Origin of the sequence: Enterococcus sp. AZ009, assembly GCF_050548785.1 — a bacterium.
Lineage (GTDB): Bacteria > Bacillota > Bacilli > Lactobacillales > Enterococcaceae > Enterococcus_D > Enterococcus_D entomosocium.
Genome location: NZ_CP172960.1, coordinates 1724847 through 1751803, shown reverse-complemented (window position 1 = coordinate 1751803; position 26957 = coordinate 1724847). Strand labels below are relative to the sequence as shown.

29 protein-coding genes are annotated in these 26957 nt (G+C 42.1%); 10 read left to right on the top strand and 19 right to left on the bottom strand.

Annotated elements, in window-relative coordinates; all coding sequences use genetic code 11:
• The first annotated feature begins 288 nt into the window (after positions 1-288).
• Genes IGJ74_RS08325 through IGJ74_RS08315 form a run of 3 tightly spaced genes read left to right on the top strand, consistent with a single transcriptional unit; the run spans position 289 to position 3657 of the window.
• A complete protein-coding gene (locus IGJ74_RS08325) occupies positions 289-1770 on the top strand; it encodes an ABC transporter permease subunit (protein WP_005236308.1) in 1482 nt (493 codons plus the stop codon).
• Positions 1763-2485 carry an amino acid ABC transporter ATP-binding protein gene (locus IGJ74_RS08320; protein WP_016620845.1) on the top strand — a complete coding sequence of 241 codons (723 nt, stop codon included), beginning with the start codon at positions 1763-1765 and terminating at the stop codon, positions 2483-2485. The genes IGJ74_RS08325 and IGJ74_RS08320 overlap by 8 nt, the downstream gene beginning before the upstream one ends.
• Before the next feature lie 17 nt (positions 2486-2502).
• On the top strand, positions 2503-3657 hold the full coding sequence (locus tag IGJ74_RS08315; protein ID WP_016613369.1) for a pyridoxal phosphate-dependent aminotransferase: 1155 nt from the start codon (positions 2503-2505) through the stop codon (positions 3655-3657).
• Between the two features lie 144 nt (positions 3658-3801).
• Here IGJ74_RS08315 and IGJ74_RS08310 read toward each other — a convergent pair whose 3' ends face one another.
• A complete protein-coding gene (locus tag IGJ74_RS08310) occupies positions 3802-4518 on the bottom strand; it encodes a DUF4811 domain-containing protein (protein ID WP_218193111.1) in 717 nt (238 codons plus the stop codon).
• The gene (locus IGJ74_RS08305; protein WP_218193112.1) at positions 4515-5993 is read right to left on the bottom strand and encodes an MDR family MFS transporter; all 1479 of its coding nucleotides are present in this window, start codon (positions 5991-5993) and stop codon (positions 4515-4517) included. The genes IGJ74_RS08310 and IGJ74_RS08305 overlap by 4 nt, the downstream gene beginning before the upstream one ends.
• A 137-nt stretch (positions 5994-6130) precedes the next feature.
• On the opposite strand from IGJ74_RS08305, the gene IGJ74_RS08300 reads away from it, so the two are divergent.
• The 4 genes from IGJ74_RS08300 to spxB all read left to right on the top strand — a co-directional run bounded on the left by IGJ74_RS08300 (position 6131) and on the right by spxB (position 9345).
• Positions 6131-6616: a MerR family transcriptional regulator gene (locus IGJ74_RS08300; protein WP_016620848.1), complete on the top strand. Its 486-nt coding sequence runs from the start codon at positions 6131-6133 to the stop codon at positions 6614-6616.
• A complete protein-coding gene (locus IGJ74_RS08295; protein WP_430608763.1) occupies positions 6592-6834 on the top strand; it encodes a hypothetical protein in 243 nt (80 codons plus the stop codon). The genes IGJ74_RS08300 and IGJ74_RS08295 overlap by 25 nt, the downstream gene beginning before the upstream one ends.
• Positions 6792-7484 (top strand): N-acetylmannosamine-6-phosphate 2-epimerase, encoded by a 693-nt coding sequence (locus IGJ74_RS08290; RefSeq protein WP_218193113.1) that lies wholly within the window; start codon positions 6792-6794, stop codon positions 7482-7484. The genes IGJ74_RS08295 and IGJ74_RS08290 overlap by 43 nt, the downstream gene beginning before the upstream one ends.
• 127 nt (positions 7485-7611) lie before the next feature.
• The gene (gene spxB, locus IGJ74_RS08285) at positions 7612-9345 is read left to right on the top strand and encodes a pyruvate oxidase (protein ID WP_218193114.1); all 1734 of its coding nucleotides are present in this window, start codon (positions 7612-7614) and stop codon (positions 9343-9345) included.
• A gap of 76 nt (positions 9346-9421) precedes the next feature.
• Here spxB and IGJ74_RS08280 read toward each other — a convergent pair whose 3' ends face one another.
• Positions 9422-9550 carry a hypothetical protein gene (locus IGJ74_RS08280; RefSeq protein ID WP_005236316.1) on the bottom strand — a complete coding sequence of 43 codons (129 nt, stop codon included), beginning with the start codon at positions 9548-9550 and terminating at the stop codon, positions 9422-9424.
• A gap of 411 nt (positions 9551-9961) precedes the next feature.
• Here IGJ74_RS08280 and IGJ74_RS08275 point away from each other — a divergent pair, with 411 nt between their 5' ends.
• Both IGJ74_RS08275 and IGJ74_RS08270 read left to right on the top strand, forming a co-directional pair.
• Entirely contained in the window at positions 9962-10507 is a 546-nt protein-coding gene (locus IGJ74_RS08275; protein WP_218193115.1) for an NfeD family protein, read from the top strand.
• Positions 10508-10532: 25 nt separating this feature from the next.
• Positions 10533-11987: a flotillin family protein gene (locus tag IGJ74_RS08270; RefSeq protein ID WP_086372845.1), complete on the top strand. Its 1455-nt coding sequence runs from the start codon at positions 10533-10535 to the stop codon at positions 11985-11987.
• 78 nt (positions 11988-12065) lie between these two features.
• On the opposite strand, the gene IGJ74_RS08265 is transcribed toward IGJ74_RS08270, so the two are convergent.
• The 3 genes from IGJ74_RS08265 to IGJ74_RS08255 form a co-directional block, all read right to left on the bottom strand.
• Positions 12066-12635, bottom strand: a complete 570-nt coding sequence (locus IGJ74_RS08265; RefSeq protein WP_005236324.1) for a sugar O-acetyltransferase — start codon at positions 12633-12635, stop codon at positions 12066-12068.
• 22 nt (positions 12636-12657) lie between these two features.
• Complete coding sequence (locus tag IGJ74_RS08260) at positions 12658-13167, bottom strand: cyclophilin-like fold protein (RefSeq protein ID WP_008381393.1); 510 nt, start codon at positions 13165-13167, stop codon at positions 12658-12660.
• Between the two features lie 124 nt (positions 13168-13291).
• A complete protein-coding gene (locus tag IGJ74_RS08255) occupies positions 13292-14389 on the bottom strand; it encodes an alpha/beta hydrolase (RefSeq protein WP_430608751.1) in 1098 nt (365 codons plus the stop codon).
• A 215-nt stretch (positions 14390-14604) separates the two neighbouring features.
• Here IGJ74_RS08255 and IGJ74_RS08250 point away from each other — a divergent pair, with 215 nt between their 5' ends.
• Positions 14605-15495, top strand: coding sequence for a LysR family transcriptional regulator (locus tag IGJ74_RS08250; RefSeq protein ID WP_218193116.1), 891 nt, complete (start codon positions 14605-14607; stop codon positions 15493-15495).
• Between the two features lie 297 nt (positions 15496-15792).
• Here the strand turns inward: IGJ74_RS08250 and IGJ74_RS08245 are convergent, their stop codons facing one another.
• From IGJ74_RS08245 to IGJ74_RS08185, 13 genes are all read right to left on the bottom strand, one after another.
• The gene (locus tag IGJ74_RS08245) at positions 15793-16254 is read right to left on the bottom strand and encodes a DUF3788 family protein (RefSeq protein ID WP_086299502.1); all 462 of its coding nucleotides are present in this window, start codon (positions 16252-16254) and stop codon (positions 15793-15795) included.
• Between the two features lie 43 nt (positions 16255-16297).
• Positions 16298-16762, bottom strand: a complete 465-nt coding sequence (locus IGJ74_RS08240) for a hypothetical protein (protein WP_218193117.1) — start codon at positions 16760-16762, stop codon at positions 16298-16300.
• 231 nt (positions 16763-16993) lie between these two features.
• Positions 16994-17125, bottom strand: coding sequence for a hypothetical protein (locus tag IGJ74_RS08235; RefSeq protein ID WP_008381400.1), 132 nt, complete (start codon positions 17123-17125; stop codon positions 16994-16996).
• A gap of 162 nt (positions 17126-17287) precedes the next feature.
• Positions 17288-17662 (bottom strand): hypothetical protein, encoded by a 375-nt coding sequence (locus IGJ74_RS08230; RefSeq protein WP_086299504.1) that lies wholly within the window; start codon positions 17660-17662, stop codon positions 17288-17290.
• 268 nt (positions 17663-17930) lie between these two features.
• Positions 17931-18914, bottom strand: coding sequence for a serine hydrolase domain-containing protein (locus IGJ74_RS08225; protein ID WP_005236342.1), 984 nt, complete (start codon positions 18912-18914; stop codon positions 17931-17933).
• Between the two features lie 140 nt (positions 18915-19054).
• Positions 19055-19591: a CDP-alcohol phosphatidyltransferase family protein gene (locus IGJ74_RS08220; RefSeq protein WP_218193118.1), complete on the bottom strand. Its 537-nt coding sequence runs from the start codon at positions 19589-19591 to the stop codon at positions 19055-19057.
• A 142-nt stretch (positions 19592-19733) separates the two neighbouring features.
• Complete coding sequence (locus IGJ74_RS08215) at positions 19734-20417, bottom strand: M23 family metallopeptidase (protein WP_034878607.1); 684 nt, start codon at positions 20415-20417, stop codon at positions 19734-19736.
• Positions 20418-20720: 303 nt separating this feature from the next.
• Positions 20721-22694, bottom strand: a complete 1974-nt coding sequence (locus tag IGJ74_RS08210; protein ID WP_218193119.1) for an ABC transporter permease — start codon at positions 22692-22694, stop codon at positions 20721-20723.
• Positions 22695-22697: 3 nt separating this feature from the next.
• Positions 22698-23456: an ABC transporter ATP-binding protein gene (locus IGJ74_RS08205; RefSeq protein WP_086332323.1), complete on the bottom strand. Its 759-nt coding sequence runs from the start codon at positions 23454-23456 to the stop codon at positions 22698-22700.
• A 93-nt stretch (positions 23457-23549) separates the two neighbouring features.
• Positions 23550-24533 (bottom strand): sensor histidine kinase, encoded by a 984-nt coding sequence (locus IGJ74_RS08200; RefSeq protein WP_086317327.1) that lies wholly within the window; start codon positions 24531-24533, stop codon positions 23550-23552.
• Positions 24526-25218, bottom strand: a complete 693-nt coding sequence (locus tag IGJ74_RS08195) for a response regulator transcription factor (RefSeq protein ID WP_086332322.1) — start codon at positions 25216-25218, stop codon at positions 24526-24528. The genes IGJ74_RS08200 and IGJ74_RS08195 overlap by 8 nt, the downstream gene beginning before the upstream one ends.
• 107 nt (positions 25219-25325) lie before the next feature.
• Positions 25326-26156: a prenyltransferase gene (locus IGJ74_RS08190; RefSeq protein ID WP_087664203.1), complete on the bottom strand. Its 831-nt coding sequence runs from the start codon at positions 26154-26156 to the stop codon at positions 25326-25328.
• 332 nt (positions 26157-26488) lie between these two features.
• The gene (locus IGJ74_RS08185; RefSeq protein WP_008381416.1) at positions 26489-26917 is read right to left on the bottom strand and encodes a VOC family protein; all 429 of its coding nucleotides are present in this window, start codon (positions 26915-26917) and stop codon (positions 26489-26491) included.
• Between the last annotated feature and the right edge of the window lie 40 nt (positions 26918-26957).

Genomic DNA, 26957 nt, shown 5'->3' with positions numbered 1-26957 from the left:
TGTGGTCACATTTCTTTATTATCGGTTATTTTCAAAGTGAAAGATCGAATATATATGTTTAGAAAAAAGACGCTGTGCCTTCTTCACATTGCTCTTGGTTGGATTGCAAAAAAATTGAATAAATGGTTTTACGCTCTACAACATTTTTTGACTTTTTTTCTCTGACTTATTGACTTCAACTGATGTTATGCTATGATAGTTTCTATCACTTATATGTATTTTTATACATTTATTAGTTATTATTTGCATTTTTAATAGATGCGCAGAAAAAGTTAAAGGGGCGTTTACATGAAAAGGTTTAGTAAGGGTACTGTTTTATTAGGGATCATCACAGCATTGCTGCCGTTTTTCTTTGTCGGACAAGCACATGCAGAAGAAACTGATCCAATCTATGAAAAAGTCAAAGAAAATGGTGTATTAGTCGTGGGTTTATCTGCCGATTATGCACCTTATGAATTCCGTGCCAATGTTGACGGAAAAAATGAAATCGTGGGAATCGATATTTCCATTGCCCAAAAGATTGCAGATGACTTAGGGGTCGATCTGAAAATCGAGGAACTTGGGTTTGATGCGTTGTTAGGGGCGTTAAAAACGGGTAAAATCGATGTCGTCATCTCTGGGATGGCTGCTACGGATGAGCGCCGCAAAGAAGTCAATTTCACTGACACCTATATGGAAGTCCAACAAACTGTTCTGGTTCGAGCGGAAGACGCGGATCGTTTCCAATCGACGGCTGATTTTGATGGTGTGGCTGTCGGTGCACAACGACAAACCACCCAAGAAGAGCTGGCAAATACAGAATTGACTGGCGCGACTGTCACCTCTTTGCAAAGGGTGCCTGATTTGATAACCAATCTAAAATCACGCAAGATCGATGCGATCGTGATGGAAGGTCCCGTTGCCGAAGCATATGTGACGGCGAATGATACATTGGCATTAGCCGAAAATGTCACGTTTGAAAACGGTGTGAAGGAAACCGCCATCGCCATCTCGAAAGAAGCGCCGGTTTTACTGGAAAAACTCAATTCCTCCATTGAAACCATTATTAGTAATGATCTTTTAAGCCAATACAAAGAAGATGCCTATCGATTGATGTTTACCGAAGATGGCACGATCGATGAAGAGCAAAGCTTTTGGGAAAAATATCTGCCTTTTTACATCACCGGAACTGGCTATACCATCTTCCTAGCCTTGGTTGGGGTATTATTCGGCTCTATCGGTGGCAGTTTGTTAGCCTTTATGAAGCTTTCTAAATCAAAAGCACTGAAAGTCATTGCCGCTGTCTATATTGAATATGTTCGAGGAACACCTTTGTTAGTACAAATATTTATTGTATACTTTGGAACAGGCGTGTTAGGCTTAGAGCTTTCGAAATTAGCTGCCGGCTGTATTGCCTTAGCACTAAACAGTGCCGCCTATGTGGCAGAAATCATTCGTGCCGGGATCAATGCCGTCAACAAAGGACAGCTGGAAGCCGCTCGTTCATTAGGAATGAATCAGATCCAAGCGATGCGCTTCATCATTTTCCCGCAAGCCATCAAAAACATCTTGCCTGCTCTAGGAAATGAATTTGTCACGGTCATTAAAGAGTCTTCGGTCGTATCGGTGATCGGTGTGTCTGAACTGATTTTCCAAACAGGCGTCGTTCAAGGGGCCAGCTTCAAACCGTTTTTACCATACGTTATCGTATCATTGATCTACTTTGTATTGACCTTCGCCCTCTCACGTCTCTTGGGTGTTGCTGAAAGGAGAATGAAAACTAGTGATTAAAGTTGAAAAATTAGTGAAAATATTTGGCGAGAATACCGTCTTAAAAGAAATCGATCTTGAAGTGACACCTGGTGAAGTCGTTGTGATCATCGGACCATCAGGAAGTGGAAAAAGTACTTTCTTACGCTGCTTGAACCTTCTTGAACAGCCGACCGGTGGGAAAATCACCTTCGAAGGCAATGATTTATTGGCAAAAGGTGTGAAAATCGATCAGATTCGTCAAAAAATGGGAATGGTTTTTCAAAGCTTCAATCTATTCCCTCATAAAACGGTGTTAGAAAATCTGACTATCAGCCCGATCAAAGTCAAACAGCAAGGGCAAGCCGCTGCCGAAGAGACAGCGAAAGGATTGCTGGAGCAAGTTGGCTTAGCTGAAAAAGCGGATAGTTACCCCTCTAGCCTTTCTGGCGGGCAGCAGCAACGGGTCGCTATTGCTAGAGCGTTGGCAATGGATCCTGATGTAATGCTCTTTGACGAACCAACATCGGCTTTGGACCCAGAAATGGTCGGAGAAGTGTTGACGGTCATGCAAGCTTTAGCAGAAAAAGGCATGACGATGGTGGTCGTTACCCACGAAATGGGCTTCGCTAAAGAAGTTGCCGATCGTGTCATCTTTATGGCTGACGGTATCATTCAAGAACAAGGAACACCAGAACAAATCTTTGAGCATCCGCAAAATGCGCGGACGCAGGATTTTTTAAGCAAAGTTTTATAGAAATTGGAGATGACAAAATGAACCGTCCGTTGATTGCAGAACGTTTTTTACAACCAGAGGAAAATCTTTTAATGGAGATCGCCACTCTTGCGAAGAAAACCCCAAATTTGATTGATTTGTCGATTGGTGATCCTGATTTGATTACAGATGCGACGATCATTGAAGCAGCTTTTGCTGACGTCAAAGCGGGTCATACAAAATACACCGCTTCAGACGGCAGTGCTGATTTTATCCAAACTGTCGTTGATTTTTATCAAAAGCAATACCAGCTTACTTTTTCTCCTAGCCAAGTACGAGGAACTGTCGGTGCATTGCATGGCATGTACTTAGCTTTGGCTGCCATCATTGATCCTGGTGATGAAGTGATTATTCATGAACCATACTTTTCACCTTATAAACAACAAGTCGAACTAGTCGGTGGTGTGCCGGTCTTTATCCCGACCTTTGAAAAAGATGGCTTTCAAATCGATGTCGAGGTCTTAAAATCCGCCATCACTGAAAAAACTCGGGCGATCATCATCAATTCACCAAACAATCCTACTGGTGCTGTTTTTTCTCCAGAAACTTTTGAAAAAATCGCAGCAGTTGCCATTGAACATGACTTGCTGATCCTCTCGGATGAAGTCTATGAAGCCTTTTGCTTTGATGATACCTTTGTACCGATGGCAGCCTTCGCACCTGAGAACACCATCACATTCAGCAGTTTCTCAAAAGCCTTTGCCATGACTGGCTGGCGGATCGGCTACATGATCGCACCTGAATCGATCAATCTTACGGCAAAACTGATCAATGAGGCGATCGCCTATTCGGCACCAACCCCTTCACAACGGGCAGGTATTTACGCATTGAATCACTATGATACCCTCGTGCCGCAAGTGGTTGCTGTCTTTAAGGAACGACTGACTTACATTGAACAACGGGTTGCTGAGATCCCATTCCTTTCCTTATCCCCTGTCAAAGGAAGCATGTATGCCTTCATCAACATTGAACAAACAGGGTTGGACTCTGTCAGCTTTGTAGAGAAATTATTAAAGGAAACCAGTGTGCTGATGATCCCTGGGAAAGCCTTTGGAGAAACGACCGGCGATGGCTATGTTCGCTTAGCTGCCACCCAATCGTTGGACTTGTTAAAAGAAGCTTTCGACCGGATTGCCGCGTGCTCATTTGAATAAAGAAAATCCCACACACTAGTAGTGAGTGGGATTTTTATTGTTGATGGACACGACCAACATTTAGCAGCTGTTTCGCTAAATCACAAGTTTCATGTAGAAAAAGGGACAGAAGAATCCGATTTGATTCTTCCATCCCATGACTATCTACTCGTTTTTACTTTTTGCTTCTTCAAGCAGTTTTGCCATCGCTTCTTTTTGATAAGCTTCTGTCAATTCAGCGATTTTTGCTTTTTGGGCTGCCTCGTCCATAGTTGGATCAGCCATTAATGCAGCTTGCATTTTTTCTTGGACATACGCTTGTCCTTGTGTTTTCATGGTGTCCGCTTGTTCTTTCGCTAAAGAAGCCAGTTTTTTTGCTTGATCCACACTCAAGACTTCCCATGAATCTGGTAATGAGAACGTATTGGTACGGCTGACATATTGGCCATCGTTATCAGCGATTCCGAACAAGAAGCGTGATAGGTCACTTTTATAAACCCAGCGCGTCGTTTTTGTTTCTAATTGAGCTGACTCAGCCCCTGTTTCCACGACATTGGTCACTTTATCAGTACCGGTTTGTTTTGGTTCCTCTTGATCAGTATCCGTTTTATACAGGTAGATTTTTTCCGTACCATCTCCTAATGGCTGATACAATAGTAAATCAAAATTCTCATTATCGGCACTAGAAACCAGTGCTGTTGTTTTAGCAGTCGTTTCTTTTTCCATTCCAAAATGGTAAGTCAAATTGGCCATCAATGCGACGACACTTGCTACGAAGACTAGACCTAAGACCAATGATAAACCTGTTTGCCGCTTGTTTTTGGCAAAAACATTCAGTACCGCAAACCCTAACACGCTAAGAACGATCAAAAGCAAGATCATTTGTCCGCACCTCCTTCAAGAACCGTCAATCGTGGTTCTTTTTTCTTTAAGGAGAAGGCGATCAAGAAACCTAAGAAACTAAAGACCGCTGCCACATAAAAGGCGGCATGGTAGCCGGATAAAGTCGCTTCGATTGCTTGGTCTTTGTAGGCCAAAGGCGTTTTATCCAGCAAAGAATCACTTGGCAAGTTGCCTTTGGTGACGTTTGTCAAGACACTGATCAAGATAGCCGTACCAATTGAGCTGGCTACTTGACGGAAGGTATTGTTTACTGCGGTACCGTGACTGATCAGATTACCAGGCAAGGCATTCATTCCTGAAGTCGTTACTGGCATCATCACCATTGAGATCCCGAACATCCGAATCCCATAAAGAATGATGATATGCAAAATCGGTGTATCTTTTGTTAAGAAAGCAAATGGTAAGGTTGCGGCGGTCAAGATAAACATCCCGGTGATAGCTAAACGTTTTGCACCATACTTATCAAAGATCACACCAGTGATTGGCATCATGATCCCCATGATCAACGCACCTGGTAATAACATCAATCCTGAATGGAACGCTGATTCACCACGAATGTTTTGGATATACAATGGGAGTACCATTTCAGCACCGATCATCGCCATATTCGTGACCCCTGAAAGGATCGACGCCAAGGTAAAGGTCGTTGATTTGAACACGCGCAACTCTAAGAACGGATGCTCAATGTGCAATTGACGCCATGCAAAGAAAGCAATGAAAAAGACACCGGCTGCAAGAAAACCGATTACTTCAATACTGCCCCACCCTTTGTCACCGACGCTTGAAAAGCCATAGAGCAATGTACCAAAACCAAGCGTTGATAAAATCGCTGAGAACAGATCGATTTTCGGATGCGACAATTCAATCACACTCTTCATTAGAAAGAGCGCTAAGACTAAGACTAAAACGACGATCGGAATGACCATTCCGAATAAATAACGCCAGTCATAATGATCAATGATCCAACCAGATAACGTTGGGCCTAAGGCTGGTGCCAACCCAATAACGATTCCGGACATGCCCATAGCTGAACCGCGTTTTTCTGGTGGGAAGATCGACAACATGATATTTTGCAAAAGCGGCATGGAGATCCCTACACCAGCAGCTTGCACTAAGCGGCCAATCAATAATGTAGAAAAGTTCGGTGCTGCAAAACAAGCGATCGTTCCAGCCAGGAAGATGCTCATTGCCGTTAAGTAAAGATTTCTTGAGCTGAACTTGTTGATCAGCCATGCGGTGATCGGGATCATGATCCCATTGACCAGCAAGAAACCGGTGGTTAGCCATTGGACATCAGATGCAGAGATGTCAAAGGCATCCATCAAGGTTGGAAAAGCCGTTGTTAACAATGTTTGGTTCAAAACAGTACAAAACGTACCGATCAGCAAAACCATAACCAGTAAGGAACGATTGTAAGGTTTGCCGTAGATATCTAAAGGACGACTCGTTGACATATTTCACACTCTTTTCAGTATATTTTTCATAAAACCTTCTTTACTTTAAATCTTTCCCTAACATTTGTCAACCTACTTGACATAAAAGTAAAACAAGTTACAATGTTAACAAATACCTTTACAAGAATGGAGTCCGTATGTCTCATCTTTTTCGAAAACTCGTTGATAATGAAAACTTGTTGGTCGGCATCAGCGAACTTAGCCAAATGTGTGATATCTCCCCTCGCCAATTGCGTTATTGGGAACAAAAAGGATTTATTCAATCGGTCCCACAAGAAGAAAATGCCCCACGAAAATACCGACTGCCCACGGTCGTCAAAGTGGAAATGATCAAAACGTTTTTAGATGAAGGCTTTACGTTAGCCAAGGCTGTTGAAAAAGCAGACAAAAAAATCAAGACCGCCCATCATATTCGCAAAGTGTTTTCTGGGGTTTTACAGAATTTAGAAGTCATCAATGAACGGTTTACGATCATCAGTCTGGGACCAGTAGACGAAGACGGAAAAATCCTCCATATCATTCACGATGAAGAAACAGACCGATTGCAATACGAAGTGCTGCCGGCTAATCAAACGATCGATTTTGAGAAGTTCAAGCAATGCACGTCAAAACAAGCGGAATAAAGGATTCCCTATCCTCACCTCCTAATGAAGCAAGCACCCTTGATGACGGTGCTTGCTTCTTTTTTGGTGTTCGCTTTCCTTTTAAAGAAGGTGTCGTTTCATTTACATGGAAAAAGCCTCATGATATAGTCGAAGGGAGAAACGAACCTTTAAAAGAATGGGAAGTGTCATATACATGGAAAAAGAAGTTTTTATCCAACAAATCAAGGACGGAGTGATCGTTTCTTGTCAAGCATTGCCTGGAGAACCCCTATATACCGAAAACGGCGGTGTCATGCCCCTATTGGCAAAAGCAGCTCAAGAAGCTGGTGCTGTTGGCATCCGTGCCAATTCCGTTCGCGATATTCGCGAGATCCAAGCAGCTGTTGATTTGCCGATCATCGGAATCATCAAAAAAGACTATCCACCGGAAGAACCATTTATCACAGCAACCATCAAAGAGGTACACGAATTAGCAGCTTTACATATTGCGGTGATCGCCTTGGACTGCACCTTGCGCAAACGTCATGATGGCTTGACGATCAATGCCTTTATCAAGCAAATCAAAGCTCTTTACCCCCATCAACTACTCATGGCAGATATCGCCACCTATGAGGAAGGCATCAATGCCTTTGAAGCGGGTGTCGATTTTGTTGGTACAACTTTGTCCGGCTACACGGCGAATAGTCCTACCAATGAGGAACCGGATTATCAGTTGATCCAGCAATTGGTTGCGGCGAAGGTTCCAGTAATAGCCGAAGGCAAGATCCACACCCCGGAACAAGCAAAAAAAATTCAGGATATGGGTGTGACCGGTATCGTGGTTGGTGGTGCCATCACCCGACCAAAAGAGATCGCCAGTCGATTCGTGCAAGAGCTTCGCAACTGAGTCGTTCATTTCCTAAAATAAGTCTTTCTATGCGCCTTGTGACAGAAGGCGCATTCTTTGTTGTCTTTTTGAGAAACGTTTATACTTAAAAGAGAACGAATGACAACAGAGAAAGCGAGTGAAGAAAATGACAAAAATCAATGCTGGTACAGCAATGATCAAGATTTTTGAAGCGTGGGGCATCGACCATATCTATGGAATCCCCGGTGGATCTTTCAACTCAACGATGGATGCTTTGTACCATGAACGGCAATCGGTCAAATATGTTCAAGTACGTCATGAAGAAGCGGGTGCGCTGGCAGCGGCGGCTGATGCCAAACTAACGGGAAAAGTCGGTGCGGTTTTCGGTTCTGCTGGTCCAGGTGCCACCCACTTGATCAATGGCTTATATGATGCCCAAATGGATAATGTGCCTGTCGTTGCCTTATTAGGACAAGTGGCTTCAAGTTCGATGAACTACAATGATTTTCAAGAAATGAATGAAAATCCGATGTTTGCAGATGTCAGTATTTACAATCGCACGGTCATGTCCCCTGAAAGTTTGCCCCACGTGGTGGATGAAGCCATTAAAGCCGCCTATAAATTTAAAGGCGTTGCTGTAGTAACGATCCCGGTCGATTACGGGTTTGCAGAAATCGACGAACAGGAGATTGCAACCGCCAAAAATCATAAGACGGGTGTTCTCCAGCCGGATGAAGACGATTTACGAGCTGCCCTTTCTTATTTTGAACAAGCAAAAAAACCTGTCCTTTATATCGGACAAGGTCTCTTTGGTCATTTTGATGCCATCGATGCTTTCTCGAAGCATTTCTCAATGCCTGTAGCGGCTTCTGTCTTAGCCAAAGGCATCGTGCCTGATCTTTATGAAAACTTTCTTGGATTTGCCGGACGGGTTGCGACAAAACCAGCCAATGAAGCTTTGGCAGAAGCTGATCTCATCGTTTTTGTCGGCAGTGACTTCCCTTTTGGACGCCGCTTTTTCAATCCTGATGCCAACTTTGTCCAAGTTGATATCGACGCCTCGAAATTTGGTCGTCGTCATCAGACGGATGTCTCCGTTTTAGGAGATGGTGCGACCGCTCTTAGAAAATGGACAGAGATGGCAGCCCCTCGTCCTGCAGATGCCTGGATAAAAGCCAATCAAGAAAACGCTCGGAATTGGCATGCATGGCGCCATAGTTTTGACCATGATGCGCAAGAACCTTTGCGTCCTGAACCTGTCTATCGAGAAATCAACCGTATCGCAGCTCCTGATGCCCTGTTTGTCACAGATGTTGGTAATGTGACGATCCACAGTATCCGTCATTTAGAAATGACGGGTGAACAGCGTTTCACAACGTCTGGCTGGTTTGCGACAATGGGCAATGGTGTACCTGGTGGGATCGCCGCTCAATTGAGCTATCCGAATCGCCAAGTATTTACCTTTAGTGGGGATGGCGGTTTTGCGATGCAAATGCAAGACATCCTTACTCAAGTGAAATATGATTTGCCAATCATCAACGTGGTCTTTTCCAATGACTCATTCGGCTTCATCGAAGCGGAGCAAGAAGATACCGAGCAAACCAAGTTCGGTGTGCAACTAGCCGGTGCTGATTTTGGTAAAGTTGGGGAAGCATTAGGTGCGAAAGGCTTCACGGTAACGAAGGAAGAAGAATTAGCATCCGTCTTTACACAAGCTAAAGAAAGCCACGGCCCCGTCGTGATCGATGTCAAGATCGCTAACGAACGACCTCTTCCCGTCGAAGAATTGAAACTGGATCCTAAACGCTTCAGTGCTGAAGAAATCGCAACGTTTAAAGCAAAATACCAAGTCCATGATCTGCCAGCTTTGAGTGAGTTGTACGTGAATTCTGAGGAATAAAAAAAAGAGAGAAAGACAGCAACCCTGTCCTTTTCTCTTTTTTTAATCGCTCATTTCGTATTAATAATCCATCGCCTTACTTATTATAAATTTTCGGGCCTTTACGCATGTTTTTCCGATCATTTTTTGGGGATTCCATCTTTTTTGAACGTCCGCCGCCTTGTTTTTTCTTGATTAGTTCTAACATTTTTTCTTTTTGATCCATCGATTCCACCTCTATTTCTTAGCAATACGATCTGTCGGTTGAAAAGAAGTGTTCCTGACTTCTTTTATGTTTGCGAACAACTACTTTATTTCGATTGGGTTAGAAAACAAACGCTGCCTATTTTCGTGTCTAGAGTCAGCAGTTCCTTTTGACATTTTTACTACCCTGATTTAATCTACTTTGATTTTGATTGTTTGTCAATGGCTCTTGAAAAAACCATGTGCTTTTGTTGCCTTCTCCCAAATAACAAACCACCATTTATTATATTATTTTATCATTTTATCTAATTAAATCGAATATTTTTATTATTTATTGGTATAATTATAATAGAATCTCTGTTCCTTTCTTTTGTTTCCTTCGTTCTTCTTCCGATTGTCTCCTAACTTTCGTCGCTCTCACAAATCACGCTATTTGAAAGGAGGTGGATATGTGCTGCACACTTATGCACCTGAGCAAATTTATTTGTATGTTTTGATTGGCTGTGCTATTTTAGCCTTTTTGCTGCTTCTGTTTGGGGATATCTTCGATTTCGACGGACCAGTCGATCCGATGTTAATTATTCCATGGTTTGCCTTTACAAGTCTCTTCGGTTACTTAGGAGAAACTTTTCTGTCTAGCTATTCGCTCCTACTTTTCGTCATTAGCGGCTGCCTTGCTACAGGGCTCGTTTTTCTCTTGAATTTTTACGTGCTGATTCCCATGCGAAATGCGGAAGCGACACTGTCAAGTTCTGAGAAAGATTTTGAAGGTCGCATCGCAACGGTGCTGACGCCGATTCCTTGTGAAGGAATGGGCGAAATTCAACTCACAAGTGTCACTGGTTCAAGCAATCGACCAGCTACGGCTTTCCAACCAATCGATGAACTATTAGCAGCTGGATCGAAGGTTTTGATTATTGAAGTCAAAGAACGAGTTTGCTACGTCGTTCCTTACACAAAAAAATTTTTGGATAACTAAACTAAATCACTAAAGAGGTGTATCTATGGATATTCTATTATCACCAATCGTTTTCGCGATCGCCATCGTGGCATTCATTTTATTAATGCTTTTGATCGTCTTTGTCACGAAATATCAAACAGCCAAGCCCGATGAAGCATTGATCATCAGCGGAAGCTATCTAGGTAGCAAAAATGTACACGCCGATGAAAGCAACAACAAAATCAAAATCGTGCGTGGTGGCGGAGCCTTTGTTTTGCCAGTGTTTCAACGATCGAATCGAATCAGTTTGCTCTCCAGCAAGCTGGATGTCTCAACGCCGGAAGTCTACACTGAACAAGGGGTTCCCGTGATGTGTGACGGAACTTCCATTATTAAGATCGGCTCATCCGTGGAAGAAATTGCAACGGCAGCGGAACAATTTCTAGGAAAAACCCGTGAAGAATTAGAAAATGAAGCGCGGGAAGTGTTAGAAGGCCATTTGCGTTCGATCCTTGGTTCGATGACTGTGGAAGAAATTTATCAAAATCGCGACAAATTCAGCCAAAGTGTGCAAGAAGTAGCCTCTGTCGATCTAGCGAAAATGGGCTTGATCATTGTCTCCTTTACGATCAAAGAAGTACGAGACAAAAACGGCTATTTGGATTCTCTTGGAAAGCCTAGAATCGCCCAAGTCAAACGGGATGCTGAAATTGCGGAAGCTGAAGCACTGAAAGAAACCCGCATCAAAAAAGCCCAATCGGAACAAGAATCGCAAACAGCGGAATCAAAACGCATGACCGAAATCGCTGAAGCATTGAAGGAAAAAGAATTGAAGCTGGCGCTTTATAAGAAAGAACAAGACATCGCCAAAGCCGATGCCGATCAAGCCTATCATCTACAAAGTGCCATCATGAAACAAAAAGTCCGAGAACAAGAGATTGAAGTCGAAGTCGTTGAACGACAAAAACAAATCGAATTGGAAGAAAAAGAAATCTTGCGTCGTGAGAAGCAATTTGATTCAGAGATCAAGAAAAAAGCCGATGCGGATCGTTATGCGCTTGAACAAGAAGCGCTAGCCAAAAAAGCATCTGCCTTAGCTACCACTGAAGCCGAGCAATTTCGAACAGAGTCCTTGGCAAAAGCCGAAGCCGATAAGATTCGTTTGATCGGTTTGGCAGAAGCCGAAACCACTTTGGCGAAAGGAACGGCAGAAGCCGAAACGAAAGAAAAAGTCGCTGAAGCCTTCAAGAAATACGATGAAGCAGCCATTCTGAGCATGATCGTCGAGATCCTGCCACAATTAGTCAAAGAAGCAGCCGCACCATTAGGCAATATCGATAAAATTTCAGTCGTTGATACAGGATCAGGTGAAGGTGGCGGTGCCAATCGTGTCACCAATTACGCCACCAATCTCTTATCGACCACACAAGAAACGTTGAAAGAAACCCTCGGTCTTGATGTGAAATCGTTGATTGAAAACTTCGCCGGTTCCACTACGAGCGAGCCGCCTCAAGAATAAGAAAACTGCTGTTAGTCTTCATCGCTTTACAAGCGACAAGGCGAACAGCAGTTTTTTTCTTACTCATTGCTATTATGCTTACTCAGTAACCTCTTTGACATATTTTGCAGGTACACCAGCCACGATCGTGCGCTCAGCGACATCTTTGGTCACCACCGACCCAGCAGCAATGATCGCATGGTCACCGATGGTCACACCGGCAACGATCGTTGCATTTGAGCCAATCCAGACATTCTTCCCAATCGTAATGGGGGCTGGATAAAGCGTGCTACGATCTTCAGGGTGAAGGCCATGATTCAAGGTAGCTAGAACAACGTTATGCCCAATTAGGGTATCATCACCGATCGTGATCCCTCCTTGGTCTTGAAAATGACAACCCGCATTGATAAAGACATCTTTGCCAATGCTGATATTCTTACCATAATCTGTATAAAAGGGTGGAAACAGCGAAAAAGTCGGCTCAACTGGTTTTCCTGTTAATTGGGCAAAAAGTTCTTGTAACTCATCAGACTCATGGTAGACTGTATTGATTTTCATCGTGATTTTTCTCGCCTTAGCACTCAGAGCTACCATTTGTTTGGAAGCTTGCGAACCGGCAAGTAAGGGTTCGCCACTTGCCATGAGTTTGTTTAATTGATCGATCGTCATGTGTTTTTCTCCTATTCATTTGTTATTCACGAGGATTTCTTAACGAAAAAATAACCTCTACGTCTTCCGCCCCAAGTACTTCTTTTAACCCCGTCGGATCTTCAATGACACCGATACGATTATAACCACCATAAGAATTGGTAAAGGTCTGATAAAACAGCACCAACGTATGACTATTCCAGCTCATGATTTCTCCTTCGTGAATGATCTCCGGCCGTTCTGTAGTCATTTCTGGTAAATTCTCAGAAAAACGATAATATTTCTCGTTGTTGTTCAAATCACTCATTGTCACCGTAAAGGGCATTTGATTCATTAGGTGCTCAGACACCTCATTTTCATAAAACTTCGCTAGAAAATCCTGTTGACCAACCGTAATGACGACAGCTGTTGCTGCTGAAAACTGCTGGACATTCTCTTGGCTAGCTTCCGATGAAGTTTCGTTAGCGGATTGCATATTGGTTCTCTCTGTTTCGCTTGTCCCACAGGCACTTAATAAGAACAGCAAAATAGCGGATATCAATTTTATAAGCATCTCTTCGCTCCTTTCTGGTGATGATTCTATGTAGAAGCGGGCAACTGAATGCGTATTTTCAAAAAAACACGACTGCTCAGCAGAGGCAGAGTGACCGAACAGTCGTGAAGATCGTTGTGGCTATTTAGTTCAAATGTTCTTGGAAGAATTGGGTCATTTGATCAAAAGGAATTACGTCTGTTTGATCATATAGATCAACGTGCGAAGCATTAGGAATGACCGTCACCTCTTTGTTATCGCCTTGTAATTGCTCAAAGGCGTCTTGACTGAAGTAAAGAGAGTGGGCTTCTTCTCCATGGAGTAATAAAACGGCGCTTTGGATCTCATCGATATACGACAAGAGCGGCATATTTAAGAACGACAGCGATGATGTCACGTTCCAACCGTCATTGGAATTTAACGAACGTTCATGATAGCCGCGTTCCGTTTTGTAGTAATCGAAATAATCTTGCATAAAGACCGGTGCATCCTCCGGTAGTGTATCTGGCACTCCACCTGCTCTTTCGTAGCTACCGTTAGCAAAATCGACTGTCCGCTGGGCGTTCAGCTGTTGGCGCAATTCATGACGTCCTTCAGCCCCCATCTCATCAAAATACCCCTGAGCATTGACTCTCGACATGTCATACATCGTGGCGGAAACCGTCGCTCTCACACGGGTATCAATGGCTGCGGCATTCAATGCCATCCCGCCCCAACCGCAAATTCCGATCAAGCCGATTCTTTCTTCATCTACATTTTCTTGGACTGACAAAAAATCGACTGCTGCCTGAAAGTCTTCTGTATTGATATCTGGTGATGCCACATAGCGTGGTTCCCCACCGCTTTCGCCTGTGTATGAAGGATCAAAAGCGATCGTAACAAAACCTCGTTCAGCCATCGTTTGGGCATATAGACCAGATGTCTGTTCTTTGACTGCCCCAAAGGGTCCGCTAACCGCGATTGCTGGAAGTGGTCCTTGCGCATCAATTGGTTCATAAAGATCAGCAACTAAAGTGATGCCGTACCGATTTTCAAAAGTTACTTTTCGGTGATTCACCGTGTCACTTTCTGGGAAAACTTTGTCCCATTCATCTGTAAATGAAACATTTTCTGTCATCGTTTCTCCTCCTGAACTGGCTTGTGTTGCTTCGTTTGCCGCCTCGTTATTGCTGCTGCAAGCACCTAAAATAAGTGGTGCTAGCATCAATAGTGATACAAGTGCCTTTTTTTGCCAATTTTTCATTTCATTCGCCTTCTTTCATGGTCAATCATCCTGTACCTTAGGGCGACATATACAACTCCTTTTCTCTTTTGATCTTTTGTTTGTTACCAGCAACTCATAGATCAAAAGAGTGATTCTCGGATTAAATCTATTGTACTTCGCGGTCTTTTACATGTAAAATATCAATATCAAATACCTAACTATTCATTATACGAATAACAAGAGGAGCATTTTAAATGGAATTAAAAAATCTGACCACCTTTTTAGCAGTTGCAGAAAAAGAGACAATTTCGGCTGCCGCAAAACATCTGCATCTTTCTCAACCTTCCTTGTCCCGACAATTGATGGAGCTAGAAAAAGAATTAGGCGTGACGTTGTTCACCCGAGGCAATCGCAAAATCACACTAACAGAAGACGGACTGTTGTTTCGTAAACGGGCGGAAGAAATCGTAGAATTATTAGAAAAGACCCGCTCAGAATTTTTGTCGCCTCGAGATACGATCGCCGGCAATGTATCGATCGGAGCTGGAGAAACTTATGTGATTCAGTTGCTAGGAGCAATCATCAAAGAAATCCAAGCTGAATACCCTAACATCAAATTTCACTTTTATAGCGGCAACGCCGATGAGGTCAAAGAACGATTGGATAAAGGATTGTTGGATTTCGGTGTCGTAATCAGTCCAGCAGACGTCAAAAAGTACCATTCCTTACGCTTACCTGCCAAAGATACCTGGGGCGTGTTGATGCGAAAAGACAGTCCTCTAGCTGTCAACGAAGTCATTACCCCAAAAGATCTCTGGGACGTTCCCTTGATTACTTCGCGACAAAGTTTGGTCAGCAGTGAACTTTCTAAATGGTTGAAAAAAGACCTGAAAAAATTGACGGTCGTCGCCACATATAACCTAGTTTACAATGCATCAAAGCTGGTAGAAGAAGGTGTCGGTTACGGATTGACTCTAGATAAATTAGTCAACTTCGCCCCAGATAGCCAATTGTGTTTTAGAAAATTGAGCCCAGCACTGGAATCAAACCTTGACGTTATCTGGAAAAACACCCAAGTTTTTTCAAAAGCTTCTGGACTTTTCTTGGAGCGGATGAAGGAACAGTTTTCGGAGGATAGGTATTGAAAAACAAAAAACGAGGTGTTTCATCTTTCACATGAAACACCTCGTTTTTCTTTATTAAATGAGATGATTTATTGGCTAAAATCAGTTAAGGCATTCCCGTTCTTTAACTTGGACGTCTTTTTCCATCCACTGAAATAGATGAAAAAATAGCCTATCTCCTTTAAATCACGACTCTTTATTACGAGACTTCCTAAAAAGCCATTGCGCATTCCGATAGCTATGGGTAAAAATATACAAATTTCCTTAGCTTTTAAGAACGACAAATATAAGAATTTTATTTTTTCGAAAGAAAATTGCTTAAATAGAATGCTTTCGAAACTCAGCGATTTGGTAAATATCACTCAAAGGAACGTCACTCGCTACATCAAAAATCACAGAAAAAAACGTCATTTTCGTGCCATTGGTCGGCGCCTTATGAATCCTTTCTTTTGTGTCATCACTGATTGGTAGAGACAATAACTGTGTTCGGACTTTCTCGCTAAAGTGAAAGGAGACTTTGAAGAAGCCCTCCCACATCGAAAGCCAAAAAATTGGTTTCACTTTATTCGTCCCACGAGTCGTTGTCCATTTGTATTCACCTTTGGACAACCACGCTTTTCCATCTTGGTAATAGCGCCAATCCATAAGAGAGATGCCCTCGTTTTCAAGCGTTTCGACAAAACGTTGATAAATGGCATATCCCTCACCCAGTGATTCCGCAATCAGTTGCTCTGTTGGTTTCACGTTTTTGTCTCGAAACAATTGCTCTTTGCCTTCCATCCTTTCGCTCAACTCCTTGCGCTTTTTTTAGGTTTTTGCTACGTTACAATTTAATTTTGTTGATATCATCAGTGATGACCCAATCGTCCATATTTTTTTCACGATTGTACTGAAATGGCGTTATTTCTTCTAATTCAGCGATTTCATAGACAGCTAGATACTTTTTCCCTGCCCAACGATCGACTTGCTTTTTCGATAGATTCAACTCTTTTTCATAGCGTTCTACAAAATCTATGGATTCTTCTTTCGTCATCTTTTCAGATTCAGTCACATTGGCAATGATGCCCCGATGAGTGATGGTCAAATCGCCGCCGGTCTCCACAAAAAAAACAAGATCGTTGATTTTGGCTCTTCCTCCTAAGGGTGATTTTCTGCCAGCTGCCCCCCGAATGATCATTGTTTTGTCGCCATGAATCAGTTTCTCAAGCTCTTTGGCTTCCTTATTTAAATAGACCAAATGTTCTGCCCGCCCAGCTTTTCCTTGATACCATTCTGCTGTTTTTGTCATAAGAAGTTCCTCTTTTCATATGAATTGTTTTTTAGCGTTGTCCATTCCATGCTGAATGGTTATTGGAACATTTTTTCAATCGTGTATAGGTGAGAGCTGCAACTGTTTCGATTGATGAATGAATAAAAACATTTGTGCAAAGGCATCTGGGATACCGCATTGGTCAAATGTTTCCGCATCTTCTTTCGTTTCGAACTTGGTGATGTCAGCCCAAGTTTCTCAATCTACTAATCATTCAAAAGAAAGGTATCCTCTTTGTTTGAAAATGTATTCACGGTTGAATTGTTCAACGACTGGAACAAATTCTGCTGTTGAAGCACCTTTTATTAATTTGTATAAGTTATGAAATGCAACCTGTCCCATCGTGTGTTCCTCCTTTCCGATTCCCTCAAGAAACAGAGCATTTAAACAACTAATAGTCGTCGATTCAACATTCGAATGACTTTTTAACATCCCGTTGTATTTTTCCCTATAATTTCTAAACAGTTGCAACAAAAAGTCCGTTCATCTGAAGAGCATCCGATACTAAAACGATCGCTCAATCACTTCCCCTAAAAGCTTGTCGTGGGGAACGATCAAACATTTCTCGATTGCTTTCCAATAGCTTTCATACAGCCTTTTTTGGGCTTTGCCATAGTTTTCTTCGGTATCAAACTCCCAATAGTGGGCATATTTCACACATTTTATGACTCTTGTCAATGGATCAGGCAGGCGTCCTTCCTTGATGGTGCTCATTTCTTTAATGTAATGGGTTCGTCTCATTAATCGAAAGAACAAAGCCCCCTCCATGGCCTTCATTGCCTCTGTTGCTTCCTGCATGATTGCTTCAAAGGTATCGACTTCACTTGGTTTTACTTGATAAATACTGATTTCTGAAAACACTCCGACCGCTCCTTTCACTTGTGATTTTCTTCTCAATTATAGTATACCAAGTTTACGCCGTTGATAGTTTGGTCATTTTATTCATTTCTCATTTATCTTCCGTTTATTATTGATTTGGCCTCCTATACGCGGGATCAAATTGCTAGATTTTAAATTCATAAAAGACTAGCAGCCAAGCTTTATCCGTAGTCACCTACTTGCCATAGTCATTAAAAGGATCATAAAGCTTTCGCCTACAAAAAAAGCAATCAACTTTTGACAGTAGACTGCTTTTTCTTAACGCTCATTATTGCAAAAGGAACGGTTTTAGCTCTGTCTCGATAAAGTCGATTCGATCAAAGACAGTTGGCTTAAAATAAGCCGTAATAGCAATGACGCAATCTGATTCGGGATCAATATAAAGGACATTTCCGCTATTACCGATGGCGGCATAGGTGCTTTTCTCAGTATCCAAAATCCACCACAAATATCCATAACTCATGTTTTGAAATTTCTCTATGTTTGTCTCTAGCGGATTGACCATTTCAGTGAGCCATTGTGAGGAAATCACTTGTTTCCCTTGATGGATGCCTTGGTTCAAGCATAGCTCACCGATTTTGGCTAAATCTTTTGCTGAAAGGCATAGCCCGTAACCTGCCGCCCCAATATTTAAAGGATCGCAAAACCAAACTGGTTTTTTTGGTGCCTTGCTCATTGTAAAGTGCTTATGTTCTTGTGCCGTTTTCGCATAATAATTGGTTATTTCGGCTACACCAAGAGGGCGAAATAAATAATGGTTCGCATAATCAACGGTCGTCATTCCAGAAGCTTTCGCTAACAAACCAGTGAGGATCTGCAGACAAACGGTTTGATAATTGAATTCATTTGTCACTCCTTTTCTTCCTCCCAATAAATCAAGGGAGGCGCTGGTCCAGTCGTCACTCGAACAAACTTTTGTCCATGGATCACCTTTGCATTTATACGGGGCTCGCATCGTTAATAGGTGTTTGATGGTAATATCGTGAATCGTTTTTTCGCCCCGTTTTACGGAATAGTCTGGAAAATAATCGAGTACTTTGTCATTGACACTCCTGATGAGGCCTTGATCTATCGCTATTCCGACTAGTAGAGAAACGATACTTTTCGTAGCGGACATAAGGTGGCAAGTATCGTCTGGCTTATACTCATGCCATTCATCCGAGTAAACTTCCTTTCCATTTTGGTAGGCAGAAATTTGGCAAATATTGGGCTGGTTTTTACTGATACATGCATGCAGTTCTTGTCTGTTCATTTGTGAAGCCTCCCTTCAAAGATAAGCATAGTACCATTAAAAATTGTTTTCAATGTTATTTTTAAAATTGTTTTTGAAAGGACTTTTAAAAGACTACTTCAGAGGAACAAACAAAAAAGGCCCTCAATGATAGAGGTACCTTACATAAAACTTTCGAATATCGATTTTTGATTTCTATCCAGTTTTTTTGTGAGGATCGTTATCAGCAATTCTTCTAATGCTGAAATAGTGCCGATGACTCCCAAAATCAAGACAACAATTCTTTCATGGAATATTATGAGCAGCAATGGAAAAATACATAAAAGAAATCCGACTGCTTTGTTGAGCCATGTATGCAGACTGCTAAAAGACTGAAATTTTACATAGCCAATCAGATAACTGACGAAGCGGATGATAGCGATCACCAAGATCCAAACCATGATCGTTTGGGTTTCCAAAAGCTGCGGTAGAAAAGAAAGAAAGACAGCGAGAAAAAAGCTTACATCTGCGAAACTGTCTAGTAAGGCACCGACCTCACTCGTGAGGTTCATCCTTCTTGCTAGTAGCCCATCGACAAGGTCACTTAAAAAACAATAGGAATAAAGCAGCCAAAACCAGCCAGACATTGGCTGAAGGAATAGTAAAAGTGGTGCTAGAATCAGTCGAGAAGTAGTAATGATATTGGGTAATTGCTTCATTTGTTCCCCCTGAAATACATTTTCTGAATACCTAAGATTGCTGCAAGTTTTTTAAAGAAGCTCAGAAACGTTAAAATGTTCTTTCTTCTAAGCATTTCGGCGATGCCCCCTATCAAAGTCTCACAGCTAGTCCCTAATGCTCCTATAAAAATCGTATCCGTTCTGTACTATCTGGTATCTGATTCCGAACTTTTATCCATCGTCCTGCTCGGTAAACCTCGTATTCTTCAAAGCGACAAGGCAGCCCTTTTGCATAGGCGATATCGTTACTGTCCATCACTTGAAAATGCAAATGAGGTGAAGTCGAATTGCCGGAATGCCCGACATTGCCAATCACCATCCCTTTGGTGATTTTTTGTCCTACGGAAACTTTGATGGATCCTTTTTGCAAATGTACGAATGCCATATATACGCCCTCAGAAGCTTTTATCACAATGTAGTTGCCAGCTATTTGTTGATACTCATCTTTTTGTTCATTAAAAAACAAGCCATTTTTTAAAGCAATCGAAAAATCGACAACCCAATGAACGACTTTGCGTTCCCGATAGCCCTCTCTTACAACAATCACTTCACCATCACAGGGCGCATAGATTTCTTTGCCCCAACAATAACAGTTCTCAAGGGGAACTCCTAAGAAGAAATAGCGCAGAAAGCTTCGGTCGTGAAAAGCTTTTGTTTTCCCCTCAAAATCGACTTGTAAAAAATCAAACGCATAACGTAACCCCATTCGATCGGTGCCATGACTAGGAATCTTCTTGGCTGGTGTAGTCGGCGCAAGCCACTCACCTCTTAAGGGAAATTCAATGGTTATCGGCTGCTCTTTCATAGGACTTTCTCCTTTTTGGATCACATGATCTCTTTTATTTGGAAATGACTATCAGCCTCGCGGCAATCTATACCTGTGCTTTACTCCTTTTCACTATAGGTCACCTAAGCCTTTTTTTCAACTCTAAAAAAGTGGGCTAATAGGAGTAGCTAAAAAAAAAACACCTCAATCATATAGTGATTCCAAAAAGTTAGATCAAAAATTCTAACTTCTAGAAGTCGCTTCATGGATGAGGCGTTCTCACATTCTATTTTACTGTAGGTCCTGTAGGTGACGACTCGTTCGACTAACTTTTTTTAACGGCTATTGTTTTCGCTCCACAAGTCGGTAGTAGACTCTTGCAGTGATGAAATACACCATTAAATAGATCATTGTAAACAGCAGAACAGAGATAATCGATACCGTGATCAATAAGTTGCGATCTGTCAGACCAAAAAGAAGCAACAACTTCCGAATCATCGGCAAAGCAAATGCGAGATGGATGATCGCTGCCGCCAATGGAAATGAGAAAATCATCAAGACTTGCTGCTGGATCACTTGTTTGACTTCCTTATGGCTTAACCCAACTTTTTGCAAGATCTCGAAGCGTTCTTTGTCCTCCATCCCTTCGGAAACTTGTTTATAATAAATGATCAATGCGGCAGCTAAAATAAAGACCACACCAAAAATCAAGCCTAAGAAGAAGAAGCCGCCGGTAAAGGTTTTGGTCTCACCTTCAAAAAGATCTTTTGACTGAACACTCGCATGAGCATCTGCTGCCAGAAGTTCGCTGCGAATCTCTTTTGCGATCGCTTCGCGATCGCTTGCTTCTGCTGTTTGAAAATTAAAGACTGTTGTTGTCACTGGTTGCTGGTAAAGTTGAAAATCATTATTTTGATACCAAGAGCTTAGCTTTTCGGCAAGCCATTGATCATCCACCACGAGAACAAGATGCTGAACCGGGTTTTCTGTTTTCGTGAATGTTGGCAGTTCTTTCAATTCCCGCAAGCGAAATTGACGATCATCGATCGTCGTCTTTTCTGGTAATGCTTGTTGGGTCCAAGTTGCGGGAAAAACGAATAGTTCATCGTCAGCGGGTCCTGTTTTCCCGGTGATTTCATGGTATTCAGAACTGGTAAGAAAAATAAGATACACGGCTTTATCTAAACTACCGCTATTTTCTTCAAAAGTGGTTGAGGGAACAAAATTTGGTTCCTCAAAGGTAAAAAGCAACGGTCTTGTTGTAGTGACTTGCTGGCGCTCTTTGATCGTTAGCTTCTCTTCAAGTCCATCAATCACTGTGTTGATTTGCTGGGAATCAGCCGCTGACTCAATTTGAACATCGTAAGGAAAACGGGTTTCGATCACATTCTTTTGTCCAAAATAAAGACTGGCGGTCGTAGCAACTGTCACTAACACCATCGTTGATAAAATACAAATACTTGCTAAACCAGCCGCATTTTGTTTCATCCGATACAGCATGGTAGAGACATTGATAAAATGGGTCGTTTGATAATAATAGGTCGTTCGTTTTCTTAAAAACTGCAACGCTTTGATACTGCCAGAAATAAACAACAGATAGGTGGCTAAAATCACGAGGATCACTGCGACAAAGAACAGGCCTAAGGCACTGATGGGAGACTTGATCGTCACAGAGATCGTATAGCCGGCTACTAAACAAAGGACACCTAATAGTGCTAAAATGCCTTTCGCACGAGGCTCTTTTTCATTACGCTTGCTTCCCTGTAGCAGTTGAAGTGGGTTGGTTTTGCGTACTTGCAACAGGTCAATTAAAAATAGACAACCAAACACGCACATAAAATAGAGGATCACAAATCCAATGCTCTCAAATGAAAGTTTAAAAACAAAGAATTCGCCTACGGCTAAGATTTTCTTCAGGATCAAAAATCCTAATCGTGCAAACAATAAGCCACTGATCAGTCCGGCCGCAAGACTAATAAGAAAACTGTAAAAGAGTTCCCAAAAGACCACGAAGGCTATCTCGCGTTTTCCTAGTCCCAAAACATTGTAGAGCCCAAATTCTTTTTTTCGCTGCTTGATCAAAAAGTTATTGGTGTAAAAGGAAAAGATCGCCGCAAAGATCATCAGGATGATATTTCCTAAATGAAACATGAAAATGGCGCTTTGACTACTAGGAAGTTCCTTCATCCCCGGATTGTTCACGATGATTTGCGTCATCATCAAAACAGCTACCAAGAAACTCATGGATACTAAAAAGGGTGTGTAGGCTTTGGCATTTTTACGTAAATTGGAGAAGGCGATTTTTTGAAAGAACATTCGTTACTCCTCCTTCGCAAAAACAGCAGTCATTGTTTCGGCGATTGCTTCTAGAAAAGCGGTATCACTCCGTTCTCCTCGATACAACTGGTGAAATACATACCCGTCTTTGATAAACAAGACGCGTTGTGCGCGACTGGCTGCGATCGAACTGTGGGTGACCATCACGATCGTCTGTCCGTTTTGATTGATCTGCTGAAATAATGTCAGTAGTTGATCAGAGGTTTTCGAATCCAGCGCTCCGGTTGGCTCATCTGCTAATAGCAGTTCTGGTTTTGTGATGATCGCTCGTGCGACGGCAACACGTTGCTTTTGTCCGCCAGACAATTCATACGGGTAATGCTGCAATAAATCGGCGATCCCTAAAGTTTGTACAATAGGCTGAAGCTGCAATTCCATTTGTTTGACGCAAACTTTCGATAAAACTAATGGCAATAAAATATTGTCCTTTACCGTAAAAGTGTCCAATAAATTAAAGTCTTGAAAGACAAAGCCTAAGTGATCCCGTCGAAAACTTGCTGCATCTTTTTCTTTGATGGTGGTCAAATCGATGCCATTCAGCTGCATCTCACCCGCTGTCGGTTGGTCTAACGTCGCCATCAAGTTCAGTAGCGTACTCTTCCCCGAACCTGATTCCCCCATGATGGCTACATATTCCCCTTCTTCTACCTTAAAGGTGATATTCTTCAACGCTTCGACGGGTTGCCCATTCAGCTGGCTTTGATAGATTTTTTTTACTTGTTGAATGTTTAAAAGTGTCATCTTGTTCCCTCCTTCCTTTTTAGAATAAGCTGACTGGCAGAAAAAAGCGACTTACAATAAAAACCGCAAACTTACAGTGTTGAAAGTTTGCGGCTATCGGTTATTTGTGGTGGGAAAATGAAGTGTGACGATGGTTCCCTGTCCCACTTCAGAATCAATCGCTAAACGGCAGCCGATTTTTTCAGCCGCTTGTTGACTCATATATAAGCCTAGCCCGCTCGCTCGTTGCTGAAAGCGACCATTTTGTCCCGTATATCCTTTCTCAAACACCCTTGGCAAGTCTTCCTTACGAATACCAATGCCGCTATCTTGAATCACTAAGGCATTGTCTTTAGTGAAAACATTAATGCCACCGGTTTCAGTATACTTCAAGCTGTTGAAAAGAACCTGTTCAAAAATAAAAATGAGCCACTTTCGATCAGATGTCACCGTCAAATCCACTGCCATATCCAGTTGCAGATTCTTTTTCGAGAAAAACAAGGCATACTTTTTGATTGTTTGACGAACAAGGGGCTCTAAAGCAATCGACTCAAAGACAAAATCATCATTCGCTAAATTTTGTCGCAAATAATTCAACATCATTTGCAAGTAATCGTTCACCTTAAATAATTCCGCTTTGACCTCCGTCGGTGACAGGGTATCGCTTTGAACCAAAAGATCCAACGCCGCTAGAGGCGTTTTGATTTGATGAAGCCACAAGCCGAAATCTTCATAAATTTCTTCATTTTTCACGGTCGCTTTGTATTCAGACAGAGTTTTTTCTTTTGCCATCTGCCTAAGAAGCGTTTGATACTCGTCTTCTAGCCGATTTCGAGTGGTCGGCAAGAACGCCAACGCCGCTTCCGTCATACGTTCTTTTCTTAATAAATGCTGTAGCTGCTTTCTTTTTTGTGCGTAACGAAAATAATGAAAAAGGGAAAGACCTCCTAAAATCACCCCTGAAAAAACCGCATAGTCAATGAAGGGTTCTAATGGAAGGCTGTGAAGAAAGAATAACCCTAGTAGACCCGCACTAAATAGCAGGTAAACGAGATAAAACTTTCCATACAACACGAAATATTCTTTCACATTAGTCATAGGCGTGTTCCTTTTCTATCAAATAGCCTTTATTCTTTACCGTTTGGATCAAATCGGATAGTTCGATCTGGCTCAATTTTTTTCGCAAACGAGTCATATTGACTGCTAATGTATTGTTATCGATGAACTCTTCACTATTCCAGAGCATTTCAATGATGGTCTCTTTGGCTACGATCTTCCCTCGATGCTGCAAAAGCAAGGAAAGAATCCGAGCTTCATTTGGAGAAAGCGGCAACTGTTCCCCCTGATTTTTTAATACATTTTCTGTTGGATAAAAGGTTACTTGCCCTATGTCAAAGGTCAGCGCTTGTTGGTGGCTATACTGATAGCTGCGCCGTAGCAACGCTTGGATTTTTGCCAAAACGAAGGCTAAATCAAAGGGTTTTGTTAAATAATCATCCGCCCCCATGTTCATCGCCATGATTTGATTCATCTGCTGATCCATCGACGAAAGAAAAATGATCGGTACTTCTGACTCCTTGCGAATTTCTTGGCACCAATGATACCCATTGTAATAAGGCAAGGAGATATCTAAAAGAACGAGATCAGGTTTGATGTCGTGAAACTCTTGCAAGAGTTCAGCAAAATTCTTGGCCGAATGGCATTCGTATCCCCACTGCTGCAAATAATCGGCTAAAACAGAGACGATCGTCGCATCATCTTCAACCAGATAGATTTTTTGCATGTCTTTCTCCCCTCTGTTGATTATTCGGTCGGTTCTTTAGAGACAGTGTACCAGAAAAGAAAAAGAATCGTCTAGATGGAGGAACATTCCAAAGGACTGTTTTTTCCTTAATCTTCTGCCAAGTGAGCTAGGATTTCTTGGTACCGTCGGGTGGCGAAGGAACTAATTTGTCCTTTTTTACAAAAATTCAGTTTCCCCAGTTTTGGTACAACCCGTTCTACAATAACATTGCCATTTTTAACTTTCGATTCAAACTGCTGCAAAGCCTCCAGAAACCGTGCGTCTTTTCTGGCAGAAGGATAAAAAGACAAGACATACAGATAATAAAAAAGATTGTACCCTCTAAAGGGGTATTCTGTCTGCATAAACAATGTGCCCATTCCGTAATGACAGGGACTGATTGGCTGACGAATCTCCCAATGAGCAAGCAAGCATTCGATTGCTTGATTAAGTGTTTCCATCTGTTCACGATCATGAGTATATCGAAAGGCATCAAGGACCGTTAACGTCGTCATCGGGGTTGAATAGCGGGTCTCCGGGCCGCGACCAAAACTGTATTTATTGCACTTCCAGCCGCCATCTGTTTCCTGAGTAGCAAGAAAATAGTGAAAGGTCTGTTGTAGCCGCGGGTCCCTTGCGTAACCAAGAGCACACAGCGTTCGCAAAGCCAGCGCTGTATGACAGGGATAAATCCCCCCTGATGGCGAAATTTTAAATCTGCCATCTTCTCTCCATCCTTGAAAGATCAATGCAGCGGTCTCTTTTAATAAGTTCTTCTCAGGCGACATACCAAGTTCAAGCAAATAATGAGGACACTCTAAGGTTGTAAAGGGTGCTCCTTTCAGTAATTTATGGTCTGGCGTCGACCATAAATCGGCGCCATGATCATATTGACGGGAAATGATCGCTTCGATATCTTGCTGAACCGTCTGATCCATATTGTTCCTCCTCCATTTCTTAAGTGCCCTGCAATCAACGCAACAACCCCTTATTGACCCACAATGCAACAGCTTCTAGAATGATAAAATCGACGTTTTTCAACACATGAGTTAGATTTTTGTATTCGAATTGTCCAAATAAATTTTAGGAACCAACGAGTTTTTCAGGATGGACGTACTTAAAAAAAGAGTGTTCAGATTTTCCTGATGACAGGTTCTAAAAAAGTTTCTCTCTAAACTCGCCTGATTATGCTAGCCCCTTAATGAAAGATCACCTTAATAAGAACGCGCTCACGCAATAATTTAATGCCACACTCTTCTAGTTAAAGGAATCAGGCATAATGAAATAGTTCAAAACGAATGCCTTCTGGGCTTTCAAAGAATAAGGCATAGTAGTTAGGAGCGATGCGCTCTTTGTACTCCATTGGTCGATCGTGAAGGATCTTTACCCCTAAGGCTTTTATTTTGGGAAAGATCGCATCTACTACTTCGCGGCTTTCCGCCTTAAACGCCATGTGCTGAACCGAGCCAGGTTTTCTTGAATCGATTTTCTCCTTCTTCCATTCTTTTCGTGGGGAACAAATACCGAAATCAAATGAATCCCCTATATATTCTACTACTTCCATATCGGCATGTTCTAAATACCCAGAATATTTCTTCTGAAGGTCGAAACCTAATAGTGCAAATAATTGATCATAAAAACCTTCTGCTTTTTTTACATCATTGACTGTGATTTGGATATGGTGAAACTGAATGTTCATAATCGCTCCTTTCTGGCTAACAAAATAAGTGTTTCAGGAA

Coding starts and splice junctions, on each gene's coding strand:
- IGJ74_RS08325 (WP_005236308.1), top strand. CDS start 289: ATGAAAAGGTTTAGTAAGGGTACTGTTTTATTAGGGATCATCACAGCA.
- IGJ74_RS08315 (WP_016613369.1), top strand. CDS start 2,503: ATGAACCGTCCGTTGATTGCAGAACGTTTTTTACAACCAGAGGAAAAT.
- IGJ74_RS08310 (WP_218193111.1), bottom strand. CDS start 4,518: ATGATCTTGCTTTTGATCGTTCTTAGCGTGTTAGGGTTTGCGGTACTG.
- IGJ74_RS08305 (WP_218193112.1), bottom strand. CDS start 5,993: ATGTCAACGAGTCGTCCTTTAGATATCTACGGCAAACCTTACAATCGT.
- IGJ74_RS08300 (WP_016620848.1), top strand. CDS start 6,131: ATGTCTCATCTTTTTCGAAAACTCGTTGATAATGAAAACTTGTTGGTC.
- IGJ74_RS08295 (WP_430608763.1), top strand. CDS start 6,592: ATGCACGTCAAAACAAGCGGAATAAAGGATTCCCTATCCTCACCTCCT.
- IGJ74_RS08290 (WP_218193113.1), top strand. CDS start 6,792: ATGGAAAAAGAAGTTTTTATCCAACAAATCAAGGACGGAGTGATCGTT.
- spxB (WP_218193114.1), top strand. CDS start 7,612: ATGACAAAAATCAATGCTGGTACAGCAATGATCAAGATTTTTGAAGCG.
- IGJ74_RS08280 (WP_005236316.1), bottom strand. CDS start 9,550: ATGGATCAAAAAGAAAAAATGTTAGAACTAATCAAGAAAAAACAAGGC.
- IGJ74_RS08270 (WP_086372845.1), top strand. CDS start 10,533: ATGGATATTCTATTATCACCAATCGTTTTCGCGATCGCCATCGTGGCA.
- IGJ74_RS08265 (WP_005236324.1), bottom strand. CDS start 12,635: ATGACGATCGATCAATTAAACAAACTCATGGCAAGTGGCGAACCCTTA.
- IGJ74_RS08260 (WP_008381393.1), bottom strand. CDS start 13,167: ATGCTTATAAAATTGATATCCGCTATTTTGCTGTTCTTATTAAGTGCC.
- IGJ74_RS08255 (WP_430608751.1), bottom strand. CDS start 14,389: ATGAAAAATTGGCAAAAAAAGGCACTTGTATCACTATTGATGCTAGCA.
- IGJ74_RS08250 (WP_218193116.1), top strand. CDS start 14,605: ATGGAATTAAAAAATCTGACCACCTTTTTAGCAGTTGCAGAAAAAGAG.
- IGJ74_RS08245 (WP_086299502.1), bottom strand. CDS start 16,254: ATGGAAGGCAAAGAGCAATTGTTTCGAGACAAAAACGTGAAACCAACA.
- IGJ74_RS08240 (WP_218193117.1), bottom strand. CDS start 16,762: ATGACAAAAACAGCAGAATGGTATCAAGGAAAAGCTGGGCGGGCAGAA.
- IGJ74_RS08235 (WP_008381400.1), bottom strand. CDS start 17,125: ATGGGACAGGTTGCATTTCATAACTTATACAAATTAATAAAAGGTGCT.
- IGJ74_RS08225 (WP_005236342.1), bottom strand. CDS start 18,914: ATGAACAGACAAGAACTGCATGCATGTATCAGTAAAAACCAGCCCAAT.
- IGJ74_RS08220 (WP_218193118.1), bottom strand. CDS start 19,591: ATGAAGCAATTACCCAATATCATTACTACTTCTCGACTGATTCTAGCA.
- IGJ74_RS08215 (WP_034878607.1), bottom strand. CDS start 20,417: ATGAAAGAGCAGCCGATAACCATTGAATTTCCCTTAAGAGGTGAGTGG.
- IGJ74_RS08210 (WP_218193119.1), bottom strand. CDS start 22,694: ATGTTCTTTCAAAAAATCGCCTTCTCCAATTTACGTAAAAATGCCAAA.
- IGJ74_RS08205 (WP_086332323.1), bottom strand. CDS start 23,456: ATGACACTTTTAAACATTCAACAAGTAAAAAAAATCTATCAAAGCCAG.
- IGJ74_RS08200 (WP_086317327.1), bottom strand. CDS start 24,533: ATGACTAATGTGAAAGAATATTTCGTGTTGTATGGAAAGTTTTATCTC.
- IGJ74_RS08195 (WP_086332322.1), bottom strand. CDS start 25,218: ATGCAAAAAATCTATCTGGTTGAAGATGATGCGACGATCGTCTCTGTT.
- IGJ74_RS08190 (WP_087664203.1), bottom strand. CDS start 26,156: ATGGATCAGACGGTTCAGCAAGATATCGAAGCGATCATTTCCCGTCAA.
- IGJ74_RS08185 (WP_008381416.1), bottom strand. CDS start 26,917: ATGAACATTCAGTTTCACCATATCCAAATCACAGTCAATGATGTAAAA.